Genomic DNA, 15,968 nt, shown 5'->3' on the forward strand with positions numbered 1-15,968 from the left:
AGTTAATTATTATGGATATAGAATTTTATAAAGAATTACATAATCGTGAATTAACTAGACGCAAAGAAGTTGAAGATGGAGTTAATATACCAATTGGTTTAATAACGCTATTAATAGGTTTAATTTCATATTTTACAAAAGACGAAAGTGTATTTTTAAAAAATTATTATGTAAAGGCTTTGATAATTTTGATGATCATTTTTCTTTTAATTTCATCTTTTTATATAGCGAGAGCATATAATGGACTTTTTAAAGGATTTGAATATGAAAATTTACCTTTATCAAAAAAGCTATTAGATTATGAAAATGAGGTAGAAGATTATAATAAAGATGCCGAAGAAAGTGAAAAAATAAACTTTGAAGATTATTTGAAAAATAATTTTGCTGAAATGGCGGAACATAATAAAATAATTAATGATGAAAGAAGTGTAAATTTGCATTTATCGAAAAAGTATATATTTCTTTCAGTTACACTGTCATTAGTTTTAATATTAATTTATTTAACAAAAACAATATAACATGTCAAATAACAATTCAGGTCAAAAACCAAAACCGACTCCTCCGTCAAATACAAGAGAAAAATCTGAAAACACTAGTCCAGCTCTTAGTAATAAGTCACAAAAATAAAATTCAGAAAGAAAAGAATTTTGTGAATCTCTGAGATTACTTTGTGAATCTCTGTGGAACAAAAAAATCTACAATATGAAACTTTGGGAAAAAGGAATACCAACAGATAAACAAATCGAGCAATTCACCGTTGGAAACGATCGTGAACTGGATTTGGTTTTAGCAAAATACGATGCTTTAGGTTCAATTGCTCATGCGAAAATGTTGGGACAGATTGGTTTATTGACTCCAGAAGAAACAACATCTTTAGTTGATGCTTTAAACGAAATCATCGCCGATATCGTGGTTGGAAATTTTGAAATCGAAGACAGTTTCGAAGACGTACATTCTAAAATCGAATATCTTTTAACAGAAAAACTGGGCGATGCAGGAAAGAAAATCCACACCGCGCGCTCTCGTAACGACCAGGTTTTGGTAGACGTTCATTTGTATTTGAAAGATGAACTAAAAGCCATAAAAGAACAGGTAAAAACCTTGTTTGATTTGTTGATGGAATCGGCAGAGAAACATCAAAATGTATTATTGCCGGGTTATACGCATTTGCAAATTGCAATGCCATCGTCATTCGGAATGTGGTTTTCTGCCTATGCCGAAAGTTTGATTGATGATATTACAATGCTGAACGCTGCTTCAAAAATTGTAGATCAGAATCCGTTAGGTTCTGCAGCAGGTTACGGAAGTTCATTTCCAATCAACAGAACTTTCACAACACAGGAATTAGGTTTCGAAACCTTGAAATATAATGCCGTTGCAGCACAAATGAGTAGAGGAAAAGCAGAAAAAACAGTTGCTTTTGCTATGACAAGCGTTGCAGGAACGTTATCAAAGTTTGCGATGGACGTTTGTTTGTATATGAGCCAGAATTTCGATTTTATTGGTCTCCCGGCGCATCTTACAACGGGTTCTAGTATTATGCCTCACAAGAAGAATCCAGATGTTTTCGAATTAATCAGAGGAAAATGCAATAAGATTCAGGCGCTCCCATACGAAATCACTTTAATTACCAATAATCTTCCAAGCGGTTATCATAGAGATTTACAGCTTTTAAAAGAAGGTTTATTTCCAGCGATTCAGAATCTGAAAGCTTGTTTGGATATTGCTATTTTCTCCATAAAAGACATCACGGTTAAAGACCATATTTTAGAAGATAAAAAATACGATTATTTGTTTACAGTTGACACTTTAAACGAAATGGTAGTAGACGGGATGCCGTTTAGAGATGCTTACAAAGCTGTTGCTGAACAATTGGAATCTGGAACTTACAAATCTCCAAAAGCGACAAAACACACGCACGAAGGCAGTATCAATAATTTATGCCTTGATGCGATAAAAGATAAAATGAAAGCTGCTTTTTAGGATTTTCTAAAAATAAGAAAAACCGATTTGTGATTATCAAATCGGTTTTTTTGTGTTTTTAAGTTAGATTTTGTTAGTGCAATTTGCATTTATTAAACCAGTTGAACTTACTTGTAATGTTGCTCCAGCACCACAAGATGTATTAGAAACAAATTCCTCCACTTTTCCTAAAGGAATTGTAGTGTAGGCATAAGAAGGTTTATTTACTTTAGTGCCAAAATCCATTGGGCTTTTACGGCAGTGGTCAAATGCGATTCCGACTTCACCGCCATCTGTACTCGTGTATTCTTTAAAAACTTTATCAACATTGACAAAATCAGAACCTTCTACATAACAGGTTGAATTTTTGGTTCCACCGCCTAAACCAATTGCTACAGAACCAGATTCTGATGTATTGTAAAGACAGTTAAGAATATGGATTTCAGCATTTCTAACGCGAGGCATTCTTTGTTTGCATCCTTTCGCCCAATAACAGTTTTTAAAGGTAATGCTGTAATGGCCGTCGGCTGGTGCATCAGTTTTAGAGGAGCCTATTAAATTTGAAAATCTGTGGTCGTCGGCTCCGCCAGTTCCACCAGATTTAGGCGTTTTTAGATAAGTAAATTTGCACCAAGAAATCGTAACATTGTCGGCATCGCCCTTATTGTCAAAATTGCCATCCATTCCGTCTTGAAATTCACAATGGTCAACCCATATATTAGTTGCCTCAGAAGTCAGATTATCGTGTCCGTCAACATCATAAGAGCCAGGGCCTTCAAAAATCAGATTTCTAATGATGATATTATTGGAGCCCGATTTTAGGCTTAAAATTCCCGACCCAACCGCGGTTTGGTCTAAATTAACCAATCGTGCTCCCGGAAGTCCGATTATTGTTTTGTCATTGACAGCCAAACTGGTATACGAACAGTTGATTGTTCCGGAAACCAAGATTACCTGCGGTGTTTTAAGTTTGAGTTTTGCTGTCAAATCTGCAAGATTTGTTACTGTTACAGGAACAGCATTTCCTCCTCCTGTAGCCGCAGCTCCAAATCCTTCGGGATTACTCATGCAATAATTTTGAGAAAAAAGAAAAGAACACGGAACAAGCAGTGCCAATAAAATAAGTTTTGTTTTCATTTGTGGTTTTTGTGTAGGTAAATAGTTGATGTAATCGATTGCACAAATGTATAGGATTCAGATTAATTTCAAATTAATTTATGATATTTTTTATGCCTAAGGTTTTGAATACAAGAGTAGTAAGTGTTGTTTTTACATTTAAAAACAGCTTCTTATTTAAAAATCAAGATAATAAAAGATAGGCAGCATATTATACGGTGGATTAAAAGAGAAAATTCATACTAAATACATATATTTGGATACATTTTAAATTAATCAAATGAAGAAGTTTAATGAGCAGGCGACTGCTGGCCTATATGAAAAAGGTTTGATTACAGAAAATCAGTTTGAAGAAATTAAATCCTATAGAAGTTTAAATATTTTTTCGATAAACACAGAATTAAAACTATTTCTTTATTTATCAGTTCTTTTGTTTACTTCAGGAATTGGAATTTTGATTTATGAAAACATTGACTCTATTGGGCATATTGCGATTCTTTCTGTTCTTTTAGTTGTAATTGCGGTTTGCTTTTTTTACTGTTTTAAAAACTCAAAAGGTTTTCAGAAAACAGAAACTAAGTTTGAACATCCAGTTTTAGAATATCTGGTTTTACTCGCTAATATTCTGACCTGTATTTTTATTGGTTACCTGCAGTTTCAATACAAGCCTTTTGGAGAACATTACGGATTGGCGACTTTAATCCCAACTACAGTGAGTTTCTTTTGTGCGTATTATTTTGACAATCGAAGTGTTCTTACGATTGCCATCACTGGTTTAGCTGCTTATGTGGGACTTTCAGTTACTCCTCAGGATTTATTACATATCAATGATTTTTACGCCAGTCAAAATTTGAGCTACTCGGCTGTAATGCTAGGAGTTTTATTGATTTTATGGACCATTTACAGTAATCGAATAGGATTAAAAACTCATTTTGGATTAGTTTTTCTCACTTTTGCCTTACACATCATAAGCATCTCTTCAATCAGTAATTTAACCGGTTATGTTGTGACTTGGATGTTATTTGCTGTGGTTTTGGCGGCTTCGACATATTATTTTTATAAAGTCAGTTATGCCTATAAAGCGATGTCTCTTTATGTTTTTATGATTGTTTATGGCTATATAGGAGCGAATATAGTTTTGTTTAGAATTTTTGGAGATGTCGATTTCTCAGACATTTGGGAATTATTGGTGTTGTTGCTACCAGCTTATTTCGTTGGCTCAATAGTAATGTTTGTTATATTAATTAAAAACTTTCATAAGAAAATTACAGCATGATAGTGTACGATAAAAAACTGCTGGATAATCAAATCTTGGTTGATGAAGCACAAACTTTGTATAAAGGAGGTTTTATAAGTAAAGAACAAAAGAAATTTGTTCAAAATGAATTACCCGTTTTTAAAAGTCAGGAAAATATACTGGTTCGAATAGGATTCTTTTTATTAAGCAGTTTATTATATGGTTCCATATGCGGTGCCATTTCGATATTTGGAATAAGTGCTGAAAATGCTTATTTCCAAATCTCCTTTTATATTTTTGCCGTTGTTGGTTTTGCTGGTTCAGAAATATTGGCTAAGCAAAATTTTCATAATCACGGCTTAGATGATGCTTTTATTTTGGGAACCATAATGAATATTGGAATTGCTATTGCTATAACAACCGAAGGTTATGAAGCTGTGATAGCTTTTTTTATGGCAGTGGCATCTATTTGTATGTTTTTAAGATACCTGCATTTGCTTTCAATGCTTGCTTTTTGTTTGTCTGTAACAGCGTTTTTATTTTATCAGATGTTTGAGTTTGGAGATATTGGAAAGGCGATTCTACCATTTGTAGCCATGATTTTTGCAGTATTTTTTTATTTTTTGACAAAAAAGATGATGTATAGCTTAACTAAAAGTTATTATCTAAACGGATTATTGCTGGCTAATAGTTTTTGTCTTGTGTTGTTGTACCTTTCATGCAATTATTTGGTAGTAAGAGAGCTTTCGGCTGAACTCTTAGGTGCAGAAGTAAAACCAGGAACCGATATTAAGTTTGCTTTTTTCTTTTATGCTTTTACTTTTATTGTTCCGATTGTTTATTTGGCTCAAGCTTTAAGAACAAAAGACAGAATCATGCTGTGGATAGGTTTTTTAGCGATTGGATTTTCAATCTATACGATTCGTTTTTATTACGCAGTTTTGCCAGTAGAAGTGGCGCTAACTTTGGGCGGACTTATTTTATTCGCGATAGCGTATTTTTCAATCCGAAAATTAAAAGAAAAAGAAAGTGGTCTGACATTTAAACCAGATAGAATCAATCATTCAGATGCATTCCTTAATGCAGAAGCCTTAGTTGTTGCTTCAGCTTTCGGAATGAAGCCAGAGGTAAAACCACAAGATTCTCCGATGGAATTTGGAGGCGGAGGTTTCAGCGGTGGTGGCTCTAGCGAGAGTTTCTAAATTGTTTTTGCCACCAATTACACAAATTTTCACTAATTGTATATTTTAAAATTTTTGCTTCAACAGTTACAAAAAAATAATTCGTGGAAATTTGTGTAATTCGTGGCGAAAAAATCCCTTTAATCTATGATAATCTGTGGCAAAAAAAAAACTATACTTTGCTTTTCAGTGCCTCAGCATCAATATCGCTGTGCGAAACATCGTAAACTGCTTTTCCGTTTTTGATTAAAATCAATTGAGGAGATTCGTGATAAACCCCAAATCGGCTTGCAATTTCGTTTGAAATATCTCGATGTGCAATCAAATCTAAAAAATAAGCATCTACAACACCTTCAAGGTCAAATTCTCTTTCAAATTGTTTTAAAGCCATTCGGCTGATGCTGCATCTTGTGCTATGCTTAAAAATCACGACTGGTTTTTCTTGAGAAATCGCTTCGATTTCCATTAATTGTAGCATATCGGTCAATTCTGTCCAATTTACGTTGCTTTTTGGAGCTTCTGAGTTCTCTGAACTTCCGAAGATTGAATTAAAAAAACTCATATTTGACTTGTTTTATGACTTTTTGACATTAGAAGATGATAAAAATCAGCTTTTAAGTGTCGTTTTGTCCGTTTTTTTGTTATGGAATATAATTTGTCTATTTGAATACAAAGTTAAATTATTTGAATCAAAAAATTAGCTCTATAAATCGTAACTTTAATCTTATAGAATTTAGAAAAGAATCAATCAAATCGAAAAAATATGAATATTAACAAGTTTACTATTAAATCGCAGGAAGCCATTCAGTTGTCGCAACAATTAGCGCAAAGAAATGGCCAGCAGCAAATTGAAAATGAACACATTTTCAAAGCCATTTTTGAAGTAGATGAAAACGTAGCGCCATTTATTCTAAAGAAATTAAATGTAAACGTTCCGTTGTTTCTTCAGATTTTGGACAGTACCATTCAGAGTTTCCCAAAAGTTTCGGGAGGCGATGTAATGCTTTCAAGAGACGCAAATAAAGCTTTGAACGAAGCTGAAATTATTGCTCAAAAAATGAACGACGAATATGTTTCAATCGAACATTTAATCTTGGCTATTTTCGACTCAAAAAGTAAAGTTTCCCAAATCTTAAAAGATCAAGGCGTTACTGGAAAAGGTTTGAAAGCAGCAATCGAGGAATTACGAAAAGGCGAACGAGTAACATCGGCATCGGCTGAAGAAACATACAATTCTTTAAATAAATACGCTAAGAACCTAAATGAATTAGCACGTACGGGAAAATTAGACCCAGTTATTGGCCGTGATGAAGAAATCCGTCGTGTATTGCAGATTCTGACTCGTAGAACCAAAAACAATCCAATGCTTATTGGAGAACCAGGAGTTGGTAAAACCGCAATCGCAGAAGGTTTGGCACACAGAATTGTGGATGGAGACGTTCCAGAAAACTTAAAAGATAAAATCGTTTTCTCACTAGATATGGGAGCTTTGATTGCCGGAGCAAAATACAAAGGAGAATTCGAAGAACGTTTAAAATCGGTTGTAAAAGAAGTTACCGCTGCAGATGGAGATATCGTTTTGTTTATTGACGAGATTCACACGCTTGTAGGAGCAGGTGGAGGAGAAGGCGCAATGGATGCGGCTAATATCCTGAAACCAGCTTTGGCTCGTGGAGAGTTGAGAGCGATTGGTGCTACTACTTTAGATGAATATCAAAAATATTTTGAAAAAGATAAAGCGCTTGAAAGACGTTTCCAAAAAGTATTAATCGATGAGCCAGATACGGAAAGTGCAATTTCGATTTTACGTGGAATCAAAGAGAAATACGAAACACATCATAAAGTTCAAATTAAAGACGAAGCGATTATTGCGGCTGTTGAACTTTCACAACGTTATATTACGAATCGTTTCTTGCCGGATAAAGCAATCGACTTGATGGACGAAGCGGCTTCTAAACTTCGAATGGAAATCAATTCAAAACCAGAAGAATTAGACGTTTTGGATCGTAAAATCATGCAGCTGGAAATCGAAATCGAAGCCATCAAACGTGAAAAAGAAGAAAGCAAGCTAAAAATTTTAGGAATGGAATTGGCCAACCTAAAAGAAGAACGCAACGAAATCTATGCAAAATGGAAACAGGAAAAAGATATCGTTGACGGAATTCAGGCTGTAAAACACGAAATTGAAGATTTTAAATACGAAGCAGAACGTGCAGAACGTGAAGGCGATTACGGAAAAGTAGCCGAAATCCGTTACGGAAAAATAAAAGAAGCACAGGAACGCCAGGAAAGCTTGCAAAAACAACTGTTAGAATTCCAATCTGGTAATTCTTTAATAAAAGAAGAAGTAACCAGAGAAGATATTGCAGAAGTTGTGGCAAAATGGACAGGAATTCCAGTTACCAAAATGCTTCAGACAGAAAGAGAAAAACTATTGCATTTGGAAGATGAACTGCACAAACGTGTGGTAGGTCAGGAAGAAGCGATAGAGGCCGTGAGTGACGCTGTACGTAGAAGCCGTGCCGGTTTACAGGATATGAAAAAACCTGTGGGTTCGTTCTTATTCTTAGGAACAACCGGAGTTGGTAAAACGGAGCTGGCAAAAGCACTGGCTGAATATCTTTTTGATGATGAAAATGCCATGACCCGTATCGATATGAGTGAGTATCAAGAACGCCATAGTGTGAGCCGTTTAGTTGGTGCGCCTCCAGGATATGTGGGTTATGATGAAGGAGGTCAATTGACAGAAGCTGTTCGTAGAAAACCATATTCTGTGGTCTTGTTGGATGAGATTGAAAAAGCGCACCCTGATACTTTCAATATTTTATTACAGGTTTTGGATGAAGGACGTTTAACAGACAACAAAGGTCGTTTGGCCGATTTCAGAAATACGATTATTATTATGACCTCAAATATGGGAAGTAATATCATTCAGGAGAAATTTGAAAACCTAAAAGGAAGCGTTGAAGCAGCAACTGAAGCCGCTAAAAATGAAGTTTTGGGATTGTTAAAACAAACGGTTCGACCTGAGTTTATCAACCGTATCGACGAAATCGTAATGTTTACACCGCTTACTGTAGAGAATATCTCAAGAATTGTAAGTCTGCAGTTAAAGAGCGTTACCAAAATGCTCGCACTGCAAGGCATTACAATGGATGCCACTCCAGAAGCTATTGCGTATCTGGCAGACAAAGGTTACGATCCGCATTTTGGAGCTAGACCAGTAAAACGTGTGGTTCAAAGAGAAGTGTTGAATCAATTGTCAAAAGAAATTTTGGCAGGAAACATCACAACAGACAGCATCATTTTATTAGATGCTTTCGATGGTAATTTGGTCTTTAGAAACCAGACCGCTAAATAATTTTTTTAATGTTACTCTTAAGAAAAGCATCAGCCGAAAGGTTGATGCTTTTTTTTATCCGTGAATTCTGAAACTTTTTGCCCAATTCTTATAACGACAAATCTTGAATAAATACTCAATTTTAAAGTTATAAAAATCAGCAAATTATTAATTAAAATTTACAATCATGAACAATATTTTCAGAGGACTATTAGCAGGGTATGGCGCTAAAAAATTAGGTGGCGGATGTTTCGGAACCATTATCGTTTTTATTATTTTGTGGGTGTTGTTAGGACAATGCAGCTAAAAAACCGATACAGAAAAGTAGGAATAAAAAACGCAAATTTTGATGCGGGATTATTGGGCAGATTAAGGCAAAATGTCTAGATTCGCATCACTAAAAATAAAATTTATAAAATGGCTTCAGGATTTTTTGTTCTATTAGATGATATCGCAGCAATTATGGATGATGTTGCAGTAATGAGTAAAGTTGCTGCAAAAAAAACAGCTGGAATTTTGGGTGATGACTTAGCAGTAAATGCAGAAAAAGCTTCTGGATTTGCCTCTTCAAGAGAATTACCGGTTTTATGGGCAATAAGCAAAGGTTCGTTATTGAATAAAATCATTATTCTTCCAATTGCATTCTTGCTGAGCGCGTTTCTTCCAGTTGCCATCATCGTAATTCTTGTTCTGGGCGGACTTTTCCTGGCTTATGAAGGAGCCGAAAAAATCTACGAATTTGTTTTTCCACATAAACACGACGAGTCAGAAGGAATAACAAATGAAACTCTTACTGAAGAACAAATTCTAGAAATTGAAAAAGGAAAAATAAAGTCAGCAATCGTAACCGATTTTATTTTATCTGTAGAAATCGTAATTATAGCGTTAGGAACCGTAATAGAAGAACCTTTGACGCAGCAGATTATGGTAACTTCAATAATCGCATTGGTAGCAACAATAGGAGTTTACGGAATTGTAGCGCTTATTGTTAGAATGGACGAGGCAGGTTACAAACTCATAAAACACAGCAAGAGCGAAAAGAGCCTTTCTAGATTTATTGGAAATTTATTGGTAAAAGCTCTTCCATTGGTGATAAAAGGCCTAACAGTAATTGGTACAATTGCATTGCTTTTGGTAGCTGGTGGAATATTTGTGCACTATATTCCATATTTCCATCATTTGTCGGAAGAAATTAAAATCCCTGCAATTATAAAAGAATTTACGGTTGGTCTAGTATTAGGATTTGTAGTTCTACTAGTGATCAACCTCTTCAAAAAGATTTTTAAAAAGAAAGCATAATAAAAATCAAATAGACATTTCAAAAAACATCAGTTAATGCTGGTGTTTTTTTGTTTTGGGAGCAGATTGAATCGTTTTTAAAAGAACGTTTTGTCCCGCTATCCGTTCCAATCTTTTGCGCCGAACCCCGGCACAAAAGGATTTCCTCTTCTATCGGGGCTACCTAGAAAATTTTATTTTTATAAGAAATAACGGTATTTTTTAAATATTTTTTTATGAAATAAATTCCTGATTCCGAATTGCTTAATACTTATTTCAACCTTTTTAACATTTTTTCTAAGCAACCATTGCAACCAAGACACGTCTTCATAGTAATTAACAATTAATTATTATTTTATATGAAAAGTTTTAGATTAAAATCAGTTTTGGTAGTATTATTTTTATCAATTGCATTTGTTTCATGCAGTAATGATGACGACGAGAAAACTCCGGTTGTAACTACAAAGGCTGCTTTCGTAACAGAAATCAAAGGACCAACAACAGGAAAAGTAAATGACGAATTAAGTTATGATGTAACTTATGTTGTAGATAATGCCTGTGCAGAATTCGATAAAATTTCAGAAGTAACAATTGGAGATGTAAAGGGACTACAGGTAATTGCAAAATATCCATCAGAAGTTTGCACGCAGCAAGTTCCAGATCCTAAAAAGACAGTTTACAAATTCAAAGCAACCGCGAAAGGAACTTTCGAAATTAAATTCAAAAAATCAGAAACTGAATTCTTAACTCAGAAAGTGGTGATTGAATAACGACTAATATTGATATTTTTTAGGTTGATAAGCCATTTTGCAGAGGTTTTTAATCGATGTGAAATGGTTTTCTTTTTTGACTTTAATAGGTGAACGAAATCTTTATCTTTGAAAGATTAAAAAAAATATGATTATGGGAGCCTTAGAGTTGAGAGAAAGTGTATTAGAATATATTAACACGGCTGATGAACGTCTTTTAAAAGTTGTAAAAGCAGTTATTGAAAGTTATCAGGAAGAAGATGTAGTTGCTTTTTCTGTAGAAGGAAAACCAGTCACTCGAAGTGAATATAAAGCTCAACTGGCTGGTGTCAAAATGGAAATTGAAAGAGGAGAGTATACTTCACAAGAAGATCTAGAGAAAGAATCTGAAAACTGGTAATGGATAAGTTTTTAAAAGTTATTTGGACTAATTCGGCCAAAAATGAGCTTAAAACTATTTACAATTACTATAAAGAGAAATCTGTTCAAGGCGCAAATAATATTAAAAATGAAATTTTGGATGCCACTAAAAAAATACGCTTTAGTGAGCAATATCAAAAAGATGAGATTGAGCTTGAGTATCGAAGAATAATAATAAAGGGATTATAAAGTTTTATATCTTGAAGAGAATGATGTGATTTATATATGTAAAATATTTTCTACAAAACGAGATAGTATCAAACAATTATAAGAAGAGCTTTGAAGCTCTTTTTATATCTGAGTTAAGTAAATTGAACTGGCTTTGCCATTCCTTTAAAAAGTATTATTTTTACACTCTAAATTTTATGTCATGGCGAAAAGAAAATATAAAATATCAGTAATTCAGTTAAACCTGAATGATGTTGCTGAAAATAATCTAAAAAAATGTATCAGCTGGGTAAGAGATGCAGCAAGCCAAGGGGCAGAGGTAATCTTACTTCCTGAATTATATAGCAGTCATTATTTCTGCCAAAGTGAAGATGTGGATAATTTTGCTTTAGCAGAACCATTATACAGTACTTCTTTTGTTGCTTTCAGCGAATTGGCAAAAGAATTAGGAGTTGTGATTATTGTTCCTTTCTTCGAAAAAAGAATGGCTGGAATTTATCATAACAGTGCTTACATCATCGATGCAGATGGGTCAGAAGCAGGTTTATACCGTAAAATGCACATTCCAGACGATCCGCATTTTTATGAAAAATTCTATTTCACTCCAGGTGATTTAGGTTTTCAGGCAATCGAAACAAAAAAAGGAACTGTTGGAACCTTAATCTGCTGGGATCAATGGTATCCAGAAGCGGCAAGAATTACAGCTTTAAAAGGTGCTGAGGTTTTATTTTACCCAACAGCAATTGGATGGCATCCTAAAGAAAAAGAGCAATACGGAGAAAATCAGTACGGAGCTTGGATGAATGTAATGAAAGGTCACGCGGTTGCAAATGGCGTTTTCGTTGCTGCGGCTAACCGAATTGGTCTTGAAAAATATATCGATGGAACTGACGGAATCCAATTCTGGGGAGCATCATTTATTGCTGGGCCACAAGGAGAGATTTTAGCTCAGGCATCGCACGATAAAGAAGAAATCCTAATTGCTGAAGTTGATTTAGATCTTCAGGAAAATGTTCGTCAAAATTGGCCTTTCTTCAGAGACAGAAGAATCGATGCTTTTGAGGATATTACTAAAAGAGCAATCGGTAAATAATTGATTTTTTTTTTTTTTTTTAAATATATGAAAGAGCTATCCCAAAAAGATAGCTCTTTTTTTTGTAAGCTTCGGAGAAGCTAAATATTTATAGAATTTATATAAGCCAAATGAAAGAAGCTCCGGAGAAGCGACATATTTTTCCGACTTAATATACCGCTCCTCCGGAGCTTTGTTTTGTATGTACTTGTTATTTCTATAAATATTTAGCTTCCCCGAAGCTTTATTCTAATTGTGAATTAATCGAAAATTATTTTATTGAAAGATTGGTCAGTAATTCTATTTAATAACAAAAAAGAGCTATTCAAAATTGAATAACTCTTTTTTACGTTTTAGTTTTATATATATTACTTCACTTGGAAAGTAACTCTTCTCACGATTTGACGTGCCTCTTTCGAATTTTTGTTAACCGAAGTATCCTCTCCGTTAGCAATCACATTCAGTCTCGATGCATCAATTCCTGCATTTATTGCTACTTTTTTCACAGCCTCAGCTCTTTTTCTTGACAATTCAGTATTGTAGTTTGAATTTCCAATTTCGTCAGCATAACCAATAATGTCTGCCGATTTTCCAGGATTGTTTTTCAAATATTTTACTAAGAAATCAACTCCAGATAATGATGCGTTTGTTGGCTTAGAAGAATTGAAATCGAAATAAACATTTACATAACCACCGTTGATTAATTCTTCGACAGTATTGTTTGTAGCATTTCCGCTTCCTTTTCTCTCATAATTTTTATCTAGGTAGCTTTCCAACTCATCTGGTACACCATTTTGATTGGTATCAATAGATTGTCCTTTTGTATTTACAGCAACTCCTGCCACGCTGTTTGGTTCCAAATCGTATAAATCAGCAACTCCATCTTTGTCAGAATCTATAAGACCAGTTTCGATTAAATCCACTCTTTGTTCCAATTCAGTAATTCTGTCTTCTTCGCCAACCCAGTCAGCATGTTTTTCATTTTTACCAAGATAGAATGTTAAACCTACCGAAGCATTTAATAAAACACCATCAAAAGAACCGGTTGTTGTGTTACCCATTCCGTCGAAGTTCCAGTTCTGTCTTCCGTTTACAATTCCGGTAAGGTCACCTGTCAAAGCTACTCTGTTGCTTAATTTGATTTGTCCAGTAATACCAGCAATTCCGTGTGCCATGTAATCTTGTCCGCCAAAACCAGTTTCTGTGCTAATTTGCGAAACTCCAAAACCACCATGTGCCAAAATACCAATTGTATTAGTCCAAGTTTCAAAATTTAATGCACGTCCAACATTAATAACCCCTTGCAAACTTGCTCTTACATAACGGCTTTCAAAATCAGGAGTGTTTTTTTTCTCTTTAAACTGGTCATAACCAACATCTAACTTCACACCAAATTTTGGGTTGAACATATATCTCGCACCTAAATCTGCGTGAAAGAAGTTTAAAGACTCGGTTGTATAACCTGGAGTCATAGCACGTGTTGGCTTGTTTACACCGCCGTTTAATTCGATAGACCATTTATTATATTCCTGGTCAACATTTGGTTTTGCAGACGTAGTAGTCATATTTTGGGCACCTGCTGTAAGTGCTAATAGTAAAAGTGATACTGATGCTAATTTCTTTTTCATGATATCAAAAATTTAATTGGGTTTTTATTTAAACTCCTGACAAAATTATAGCGAGAGTTTTGGAATGTGTTCTATATTGCCTTACATAATTCCCACTATTTAACTTAGAATTCTGAAAATGTGTTAATTAAATTTCAATTTTTTGCATAAAAAAAACGGACAAAATTAAAATTTGTCCGTTTTTAGGTTTAAAAATTCTGGTTATTTTAAATCTGGCTGATAAATTTTTACTGTTCCGTCGCCTTCGCTGCTTACCACTAAAAGGCTTCTTTTGGTCGGACTTTTTGAAGCTGGAATAAAAAGAATTCCTTCTGGAGCATCTCCGGTTTTTACGGTCTGTAAATATTGTGGCGAATTAGGATTGGTTACATCATAAGTCATAAAAGCGTCAGATCTTTCAAGTCCAACAAAAAGAATGTTTTGATTTCCCATTTTGGCAACATACACAGCTTCTGGCTCAGAACCTTTATCATCACTGCGCTTATCGTCGTAAAGGCCTAGTTCGTGGGCTTTTTTGTCAAGATCATTTTTACTGTCGTAAACGATTTTTCCAGTATTACCGTTCCAAATCGAGAAAGATCTTGCGCCAAAGCTTACCAATTCGTCCAAATCTCCGTCGCCATCTGTATCTCCCATATCAGTAACAAGATTCAATCTTCCTAAATTAGCATCTAATTTTAAGTTAGCATCAGGGAAAACCGTTGGGTCAAGTTTTAAACTTTTCAATCTCTTAATGTCTGAGTAAGCATTGTATTCTCTAGCATCGCCTTCATTAGCAGTAACAAAATAAGGAACATTGCTGGCCGAAAAATGACTGATTGCATCTGGCATAAATAATCCTTTTACTTTCCATGGGTTAAAAGCGATTTTGTCATCACTATCACTTGGGTCAATTGCATTTTCAGCAGTATTGAAATCTTTTAGACCTAAAGGATAAATGGCAGTAATAGTTTTAGAAGTTAAATCAACTTTTGCCACACCATTATTTTCTTGTAAAGTTACCCAAGCTGTTTTTGAATCGTCAGAAATGGTAATGTATTCTGGTTCAATATCCTGAGCAAAACTTTTGGCGAACTTAGAAATTCTGAATCCATCTTTTGACAATGTTGCTGCCTGACTTGCAAAAGAGCTGAAATCTAAAGTAGTAACACTATAATTGCTTGTTTCAATAATAGAAATGGTTCCGTTTGGATCTTGCGAATAATCAGTATTTGGCTCCCCTTCGTTTGCCGTCATAATATATTTTCCATCTGGAGAATAGGTAATCATGTCAGGTAAAGCACCAACAGTTATTTGTCTGATTAAGCTGTAGTCTGAAGTATTGAAAACAACCACTTTTCCGTTAGCCTGTTTGTTTGCAGTAGATTCTAAAGCAACTGCCAATTTTCCATCAAAAACAGAAACGCTGTTAGCAGCACCTTCATAGGCAGCTAAATCAATTTTCCCAATTTTTGCCGGTTTCGTTGGATCGGTAATGTCAATAACGTCGATTTGATTGACACCACTATTGTTTACTGTAAAAAGTCTTTTTGTTTTTTCACAGTAAGCTGAAATTTCTGCAGCAGCTTCGCCACCAATGGTAATAGAACCAATTTCCTTAAAAGTTGCCGGATTTTCGTTTACAACAACCTCAGGTTCGTTGTTTGAATTTTCATCATTATTACAGCTCGCCATAATAAAAAGAGCAGCCAATAAGGAGATAGATAATTTTTTCATGTGTTAGTTTTTAGTTTTGGCAAAAGTAATTACAGGGTTTCTGCCAAATATTAAGAAGATATTATATAATCTTTAACTTAAATTTTGACGGATAATTTTTA

Annotated in this window: 14 protein-coding genes; 10 read left to right on the forward strand and 4 right to left on the reverse strand. The window is 34.5% G+C overall.

Annotated elements, in window-relative coordinates; genetic code table 11:
• Positions 1–11: 11 nt before the first annotated feature.
• Both E0W73_RS02035 and argH read left to right on the forward strand, forming a co-directional pair.
• Positions 12–518: a hypothetical protein gene (locus E0W73_RS02035; RefSeq protein WP_135220418.1), complete on the forward strand. Its 507-nt coding sequence runs from the start codon at positions 12–14 to the stop codon at positions 516–518.
• A 184-nt stretch (positions 519–702) separates the two neighbouring features.
• Entirely contained in the window at positions 703–1,983 is a 1,281-nt protein-coding gene (argH, locus tag E0W73_RS02040; RefSeq protein WP_135220419.1) for an argininosuccinate lyase, read from the forward strand.
• A 63-nt stretch (positions 1,984–2,046) separates the two neighbouring features.
• On the opposite strand, the gene E0W73_RS02045 is transcribed toward argH, so the two are convergent.
• Positions 2,047–3,099: a pectate lyase family protein gene (locus E0W73_RS02045; RefSeq protein ID WP_135220420.1), complete on the reverse strand. Its 1,053-nt coding sequence runs from the start codon at positions 3,097–3,099 to the stop codon at positions 2,047–2,049.
• 259 nt (positions 3,100–3,358) lie between these two features.
• Between E0W73_RS02045 and E0W73_RS02050 the strand changes: the two genes are divergently transcribed.
• Positions 3,359–4,354, forward strand: a complete 996-nt coding sequence (locus E0W73_RS02050) for a DUF2157 domain-containing protein (protein WP_135220421.1) — start codon at positions 3,359–3,361, stop codon at positions 4,352–4,354.
• Positions 4,351–5,517: a hypothetical protein gene (locus E0W73_RS02055; protein WP_135220422.1), complete on the forward strand. Its 1,167-nt coding sequence runs from the start codon at positions 4,351–4,353 to the stop codon at positions 5,515–5,517. The genes E0W73_RS02050 and E0W73_RS02055 overlap by 4 nt, the downstream gene beginning before the upstream one ends.
• 151 nt (positions 5,518–5,668) lie before the next feature.
• On the opposite strand, the gene ytxJ is transcribed toward E0W73_RS02055, so the two are convergent.
• Positions 5,669–6,058: a bacillithiol system redox-active protein YtxJ gene (ytxJ, locus tag E0W73_RS02060; RefSeq protein WP_135220423.1), complete on the reverse strand. Its 390-nt coding sequence runs from the start codon at positions 6,056–6,058 to the stop codon at positions 5,669–5,671.
• Positions 6,059–6,259: 201 nt separating this feature from the next.
• Here ytxJ and clpB point away from each other — a divergent pair, with 201 nt between their 5' ends.
• The 6 genes from clpB to E0W73_RS02090 all read left to right on the forward strand — a co-directional run bounded on the left by clpB (position 6,260) and on the right by E0W73_RS02090 (position 12,544).
• Complete coding sequence (clpB, locus tag E0W73_RS02065; protein WP_135220424.1) at positions 6,260–8,857, forward strand: ATP-dependent chaperone ClpB; 2,598 nt, start codon at positions 6,260–6,262, stop codon at positions 8,855–8,857.
• A 396-nt stretch (positions 8,858–9,253) separates the two neighbouring features.
• Positions 9,254–10,135, forward strand: coding sequence for a DUF808 domain-containing protein (locus tag E0W73_RS02070; protein ID WP_135220425.1), 882 nt, complete (start codon positions 9,254–9,256; stop codon positions 10,133–10,135).
• 338 nt (positions 10,136–10,473) lie between these two features.
• Positions 10,474–10,884, forward strand: coding sequence for a hypothetical protein (locus E0W73_RS02075; protein WP_135220426.1), 411 nt, complete (start codon positions 10,474–10,476; stop codon positions 10,882–10,884).
• Positions 10,885–11,017: 133 nt separating this feature from the next.
• The gene (locus E0W73_RS02080; protein ID WP_135220427.1) at positions 11,018–11,263 is read left to right on the forward strand and encodes a hypothetical protein; all 246 of its coding nucleotides are present in this window, start codon (positions 11,018–11,020) and stop codon (positions 11,261–11,263) included.
• Positions 11,263–11,472 (forward strand): type II toxin-antitoxin system RelE/ParE family toxin, encoded by a 210-nt coding sequence (locus tag E0W73_RS02085; protein WP_135220428.1) that lies wholly within the window; start codon positions 11,263–11,265, stop codon positions 11,470–11,472. The genes E0W73_RS02080 and E0W73_RS02085 overlap by 1 nt, the downstream gene beginning before the upstream one ends.
• A gap of 181 nt (positions 11,473–11,653) precedes the next feature.
• The gene (locus tag E0W73_RS02090; RefSeq protein WP_135220429.1) at positions 11,654–12,544 is read left to right on the forward strand and encodes a carbon-nitrogen hydrolase; all 891 of its coding nucleotides are present in this window, start codon (positions 11,654–11,656) and stop codon (positions 12,542–12,544) included.
• Between the two features lie 347 nt (positions 12,545–12,891).
• Here E0W73_RS02090 and E0W73_RS02095 read toward each other — a convergent pair whose 3' ends face one another.
• Both E0W73_RS02095 and E0W73_RS02100 read right to left on the reverse strand, forming a co-directional pair.
• Positions 12,892–14,151 carry an OmpA family protein gene (locus tag E0W73_RS02095; protein WP_135220430.1) on the reverse strand — a complete coding sequence of 420 codons (1,260 nt, stop codon included), beginning with the start codon at positions 14,149–14,151 and terminating at the stop codon, positions 12,892–12,894.
• Between the two features lie 201 nt (positions 14,152–14,352).
• Positions 14,353–15,867, reverse strand: coding sequence for a choice-of-anchor I family protein (locus tag E0W73_RS02100; RefSeq protein ID WP_135220431.1), 1,515 nt, complete (start codon positions 15,865–15,867; stop codon positions 14,353–14,355).
• Between the last annotated feature and the right edge of the window lie 101 nt (positions 15,868–15,968).

It is taken from the genome of Flavobacterium foetidum, assembly GCF_004634245.1.
In the GTDB taxonomy this organism is placed as follows: domain Bacteria; phylum Bacteroidota; class Bacteroidia; order Flavobacteriales; family Flavobacteriaceae; genus Flavobacterium; species Flavobacterium foetidum.

Bases quoted from the DNA above. Each gene is read 5' to 3' on its own strand.
- E0W73_RS02035 (WP_135220418.1), top strand. From the start codon at position 12: ATGGATATAGAATTTTATAAAGAATTACATAATCGTGAATTAACTAGA.
- argH (WP_135220419.1), top strand. From the start codon at position 703: ATGAAACTTTGGGAAAAAGGAATACCAACAGATAAACAAATCGAGCAA.
- E0W73_RS02045 (WP_135220420.1), bottom strand. From the start codon at position 3,099: ATGAAAACAAAACTTATTTTATTGGCACTGCTTGTTCCGTGTTCTTTT.
- E0W73_RS02050 (WP_135220421.1), top strand. From the start codon at position 3,359: ATGAAGAAGTTTAATGAGCAGGCGACTGCTGGCCTATATGAAAAAGGT.
- E0W73_RS02055 (WP_135220422.1), top strand. From the start codon at position 4,351: ATGATAGTGTACGATAAAAAACTGCTGGATAATCAAATCTTGGTTGAT.
- ytxJ (WP_135220423.1), bottom strand. From the start codon at position 6,058: ATGAGTTTTTTTAATTCAATCTTCGGAAGTTCAGAGAACTCAGAAGCT.
- clpB (WP_135220424.1), top strand. From the start codon at position 6,260: ATGAATATTAACAAGTTTACTATTAAATCGCAGGAAGCCATTCAGTTG.
- E0W73_RS02070 (WP_135220425.1), top strand. From the start codon at position 9,254: ATGGCTTCAGGATTTTTTGTTCTATTAGATGATATCGCAGCAATTATG.
- E0W73_RS02075 (WP_135220426.1), top strand. From the start codon at position 10,474: ATGAAAAGTTTTAGATTAAAATCAGTTTTGGTAGTATTATTTTTATCA.
- E0W73_RS02080 (WP_135220427.1), top strand. From the start codon at position 11,018: ATGGGAGCCTTAGAGTTGAGAGAAAGTGTATTAGAATATATTAACACG.
- E0W73_RS02085 (WP_135220428.1), top strand. From the start codon at position 11,263: ATGGATAAGTTTTTAAAAGTTATTTGGACTAATTCGGCCAAAAATGAG.
- E0W73_RS02090 (WP_135220429.1), top strand. From the start codon at position 11,654: ATGGCGAAAAGAAAATATAAAATATCAGTAATTCAGTTAAACCTGAAT.
- E0W73_RS02095 (WP_135220430.1), bottom strand. From the start codon at position 14,151: ATGAAAAAGAAATTAGCATCAGTATCACTTTTACTATTAGCACTTACA.
- E0W73_RS02100 (WP_135220431.1), bottom strand. From the start codon at position 15,867: ATGAAAAAATTATCTATCTCCTTATTGGCTGCTCTTTTTATTATGGCG.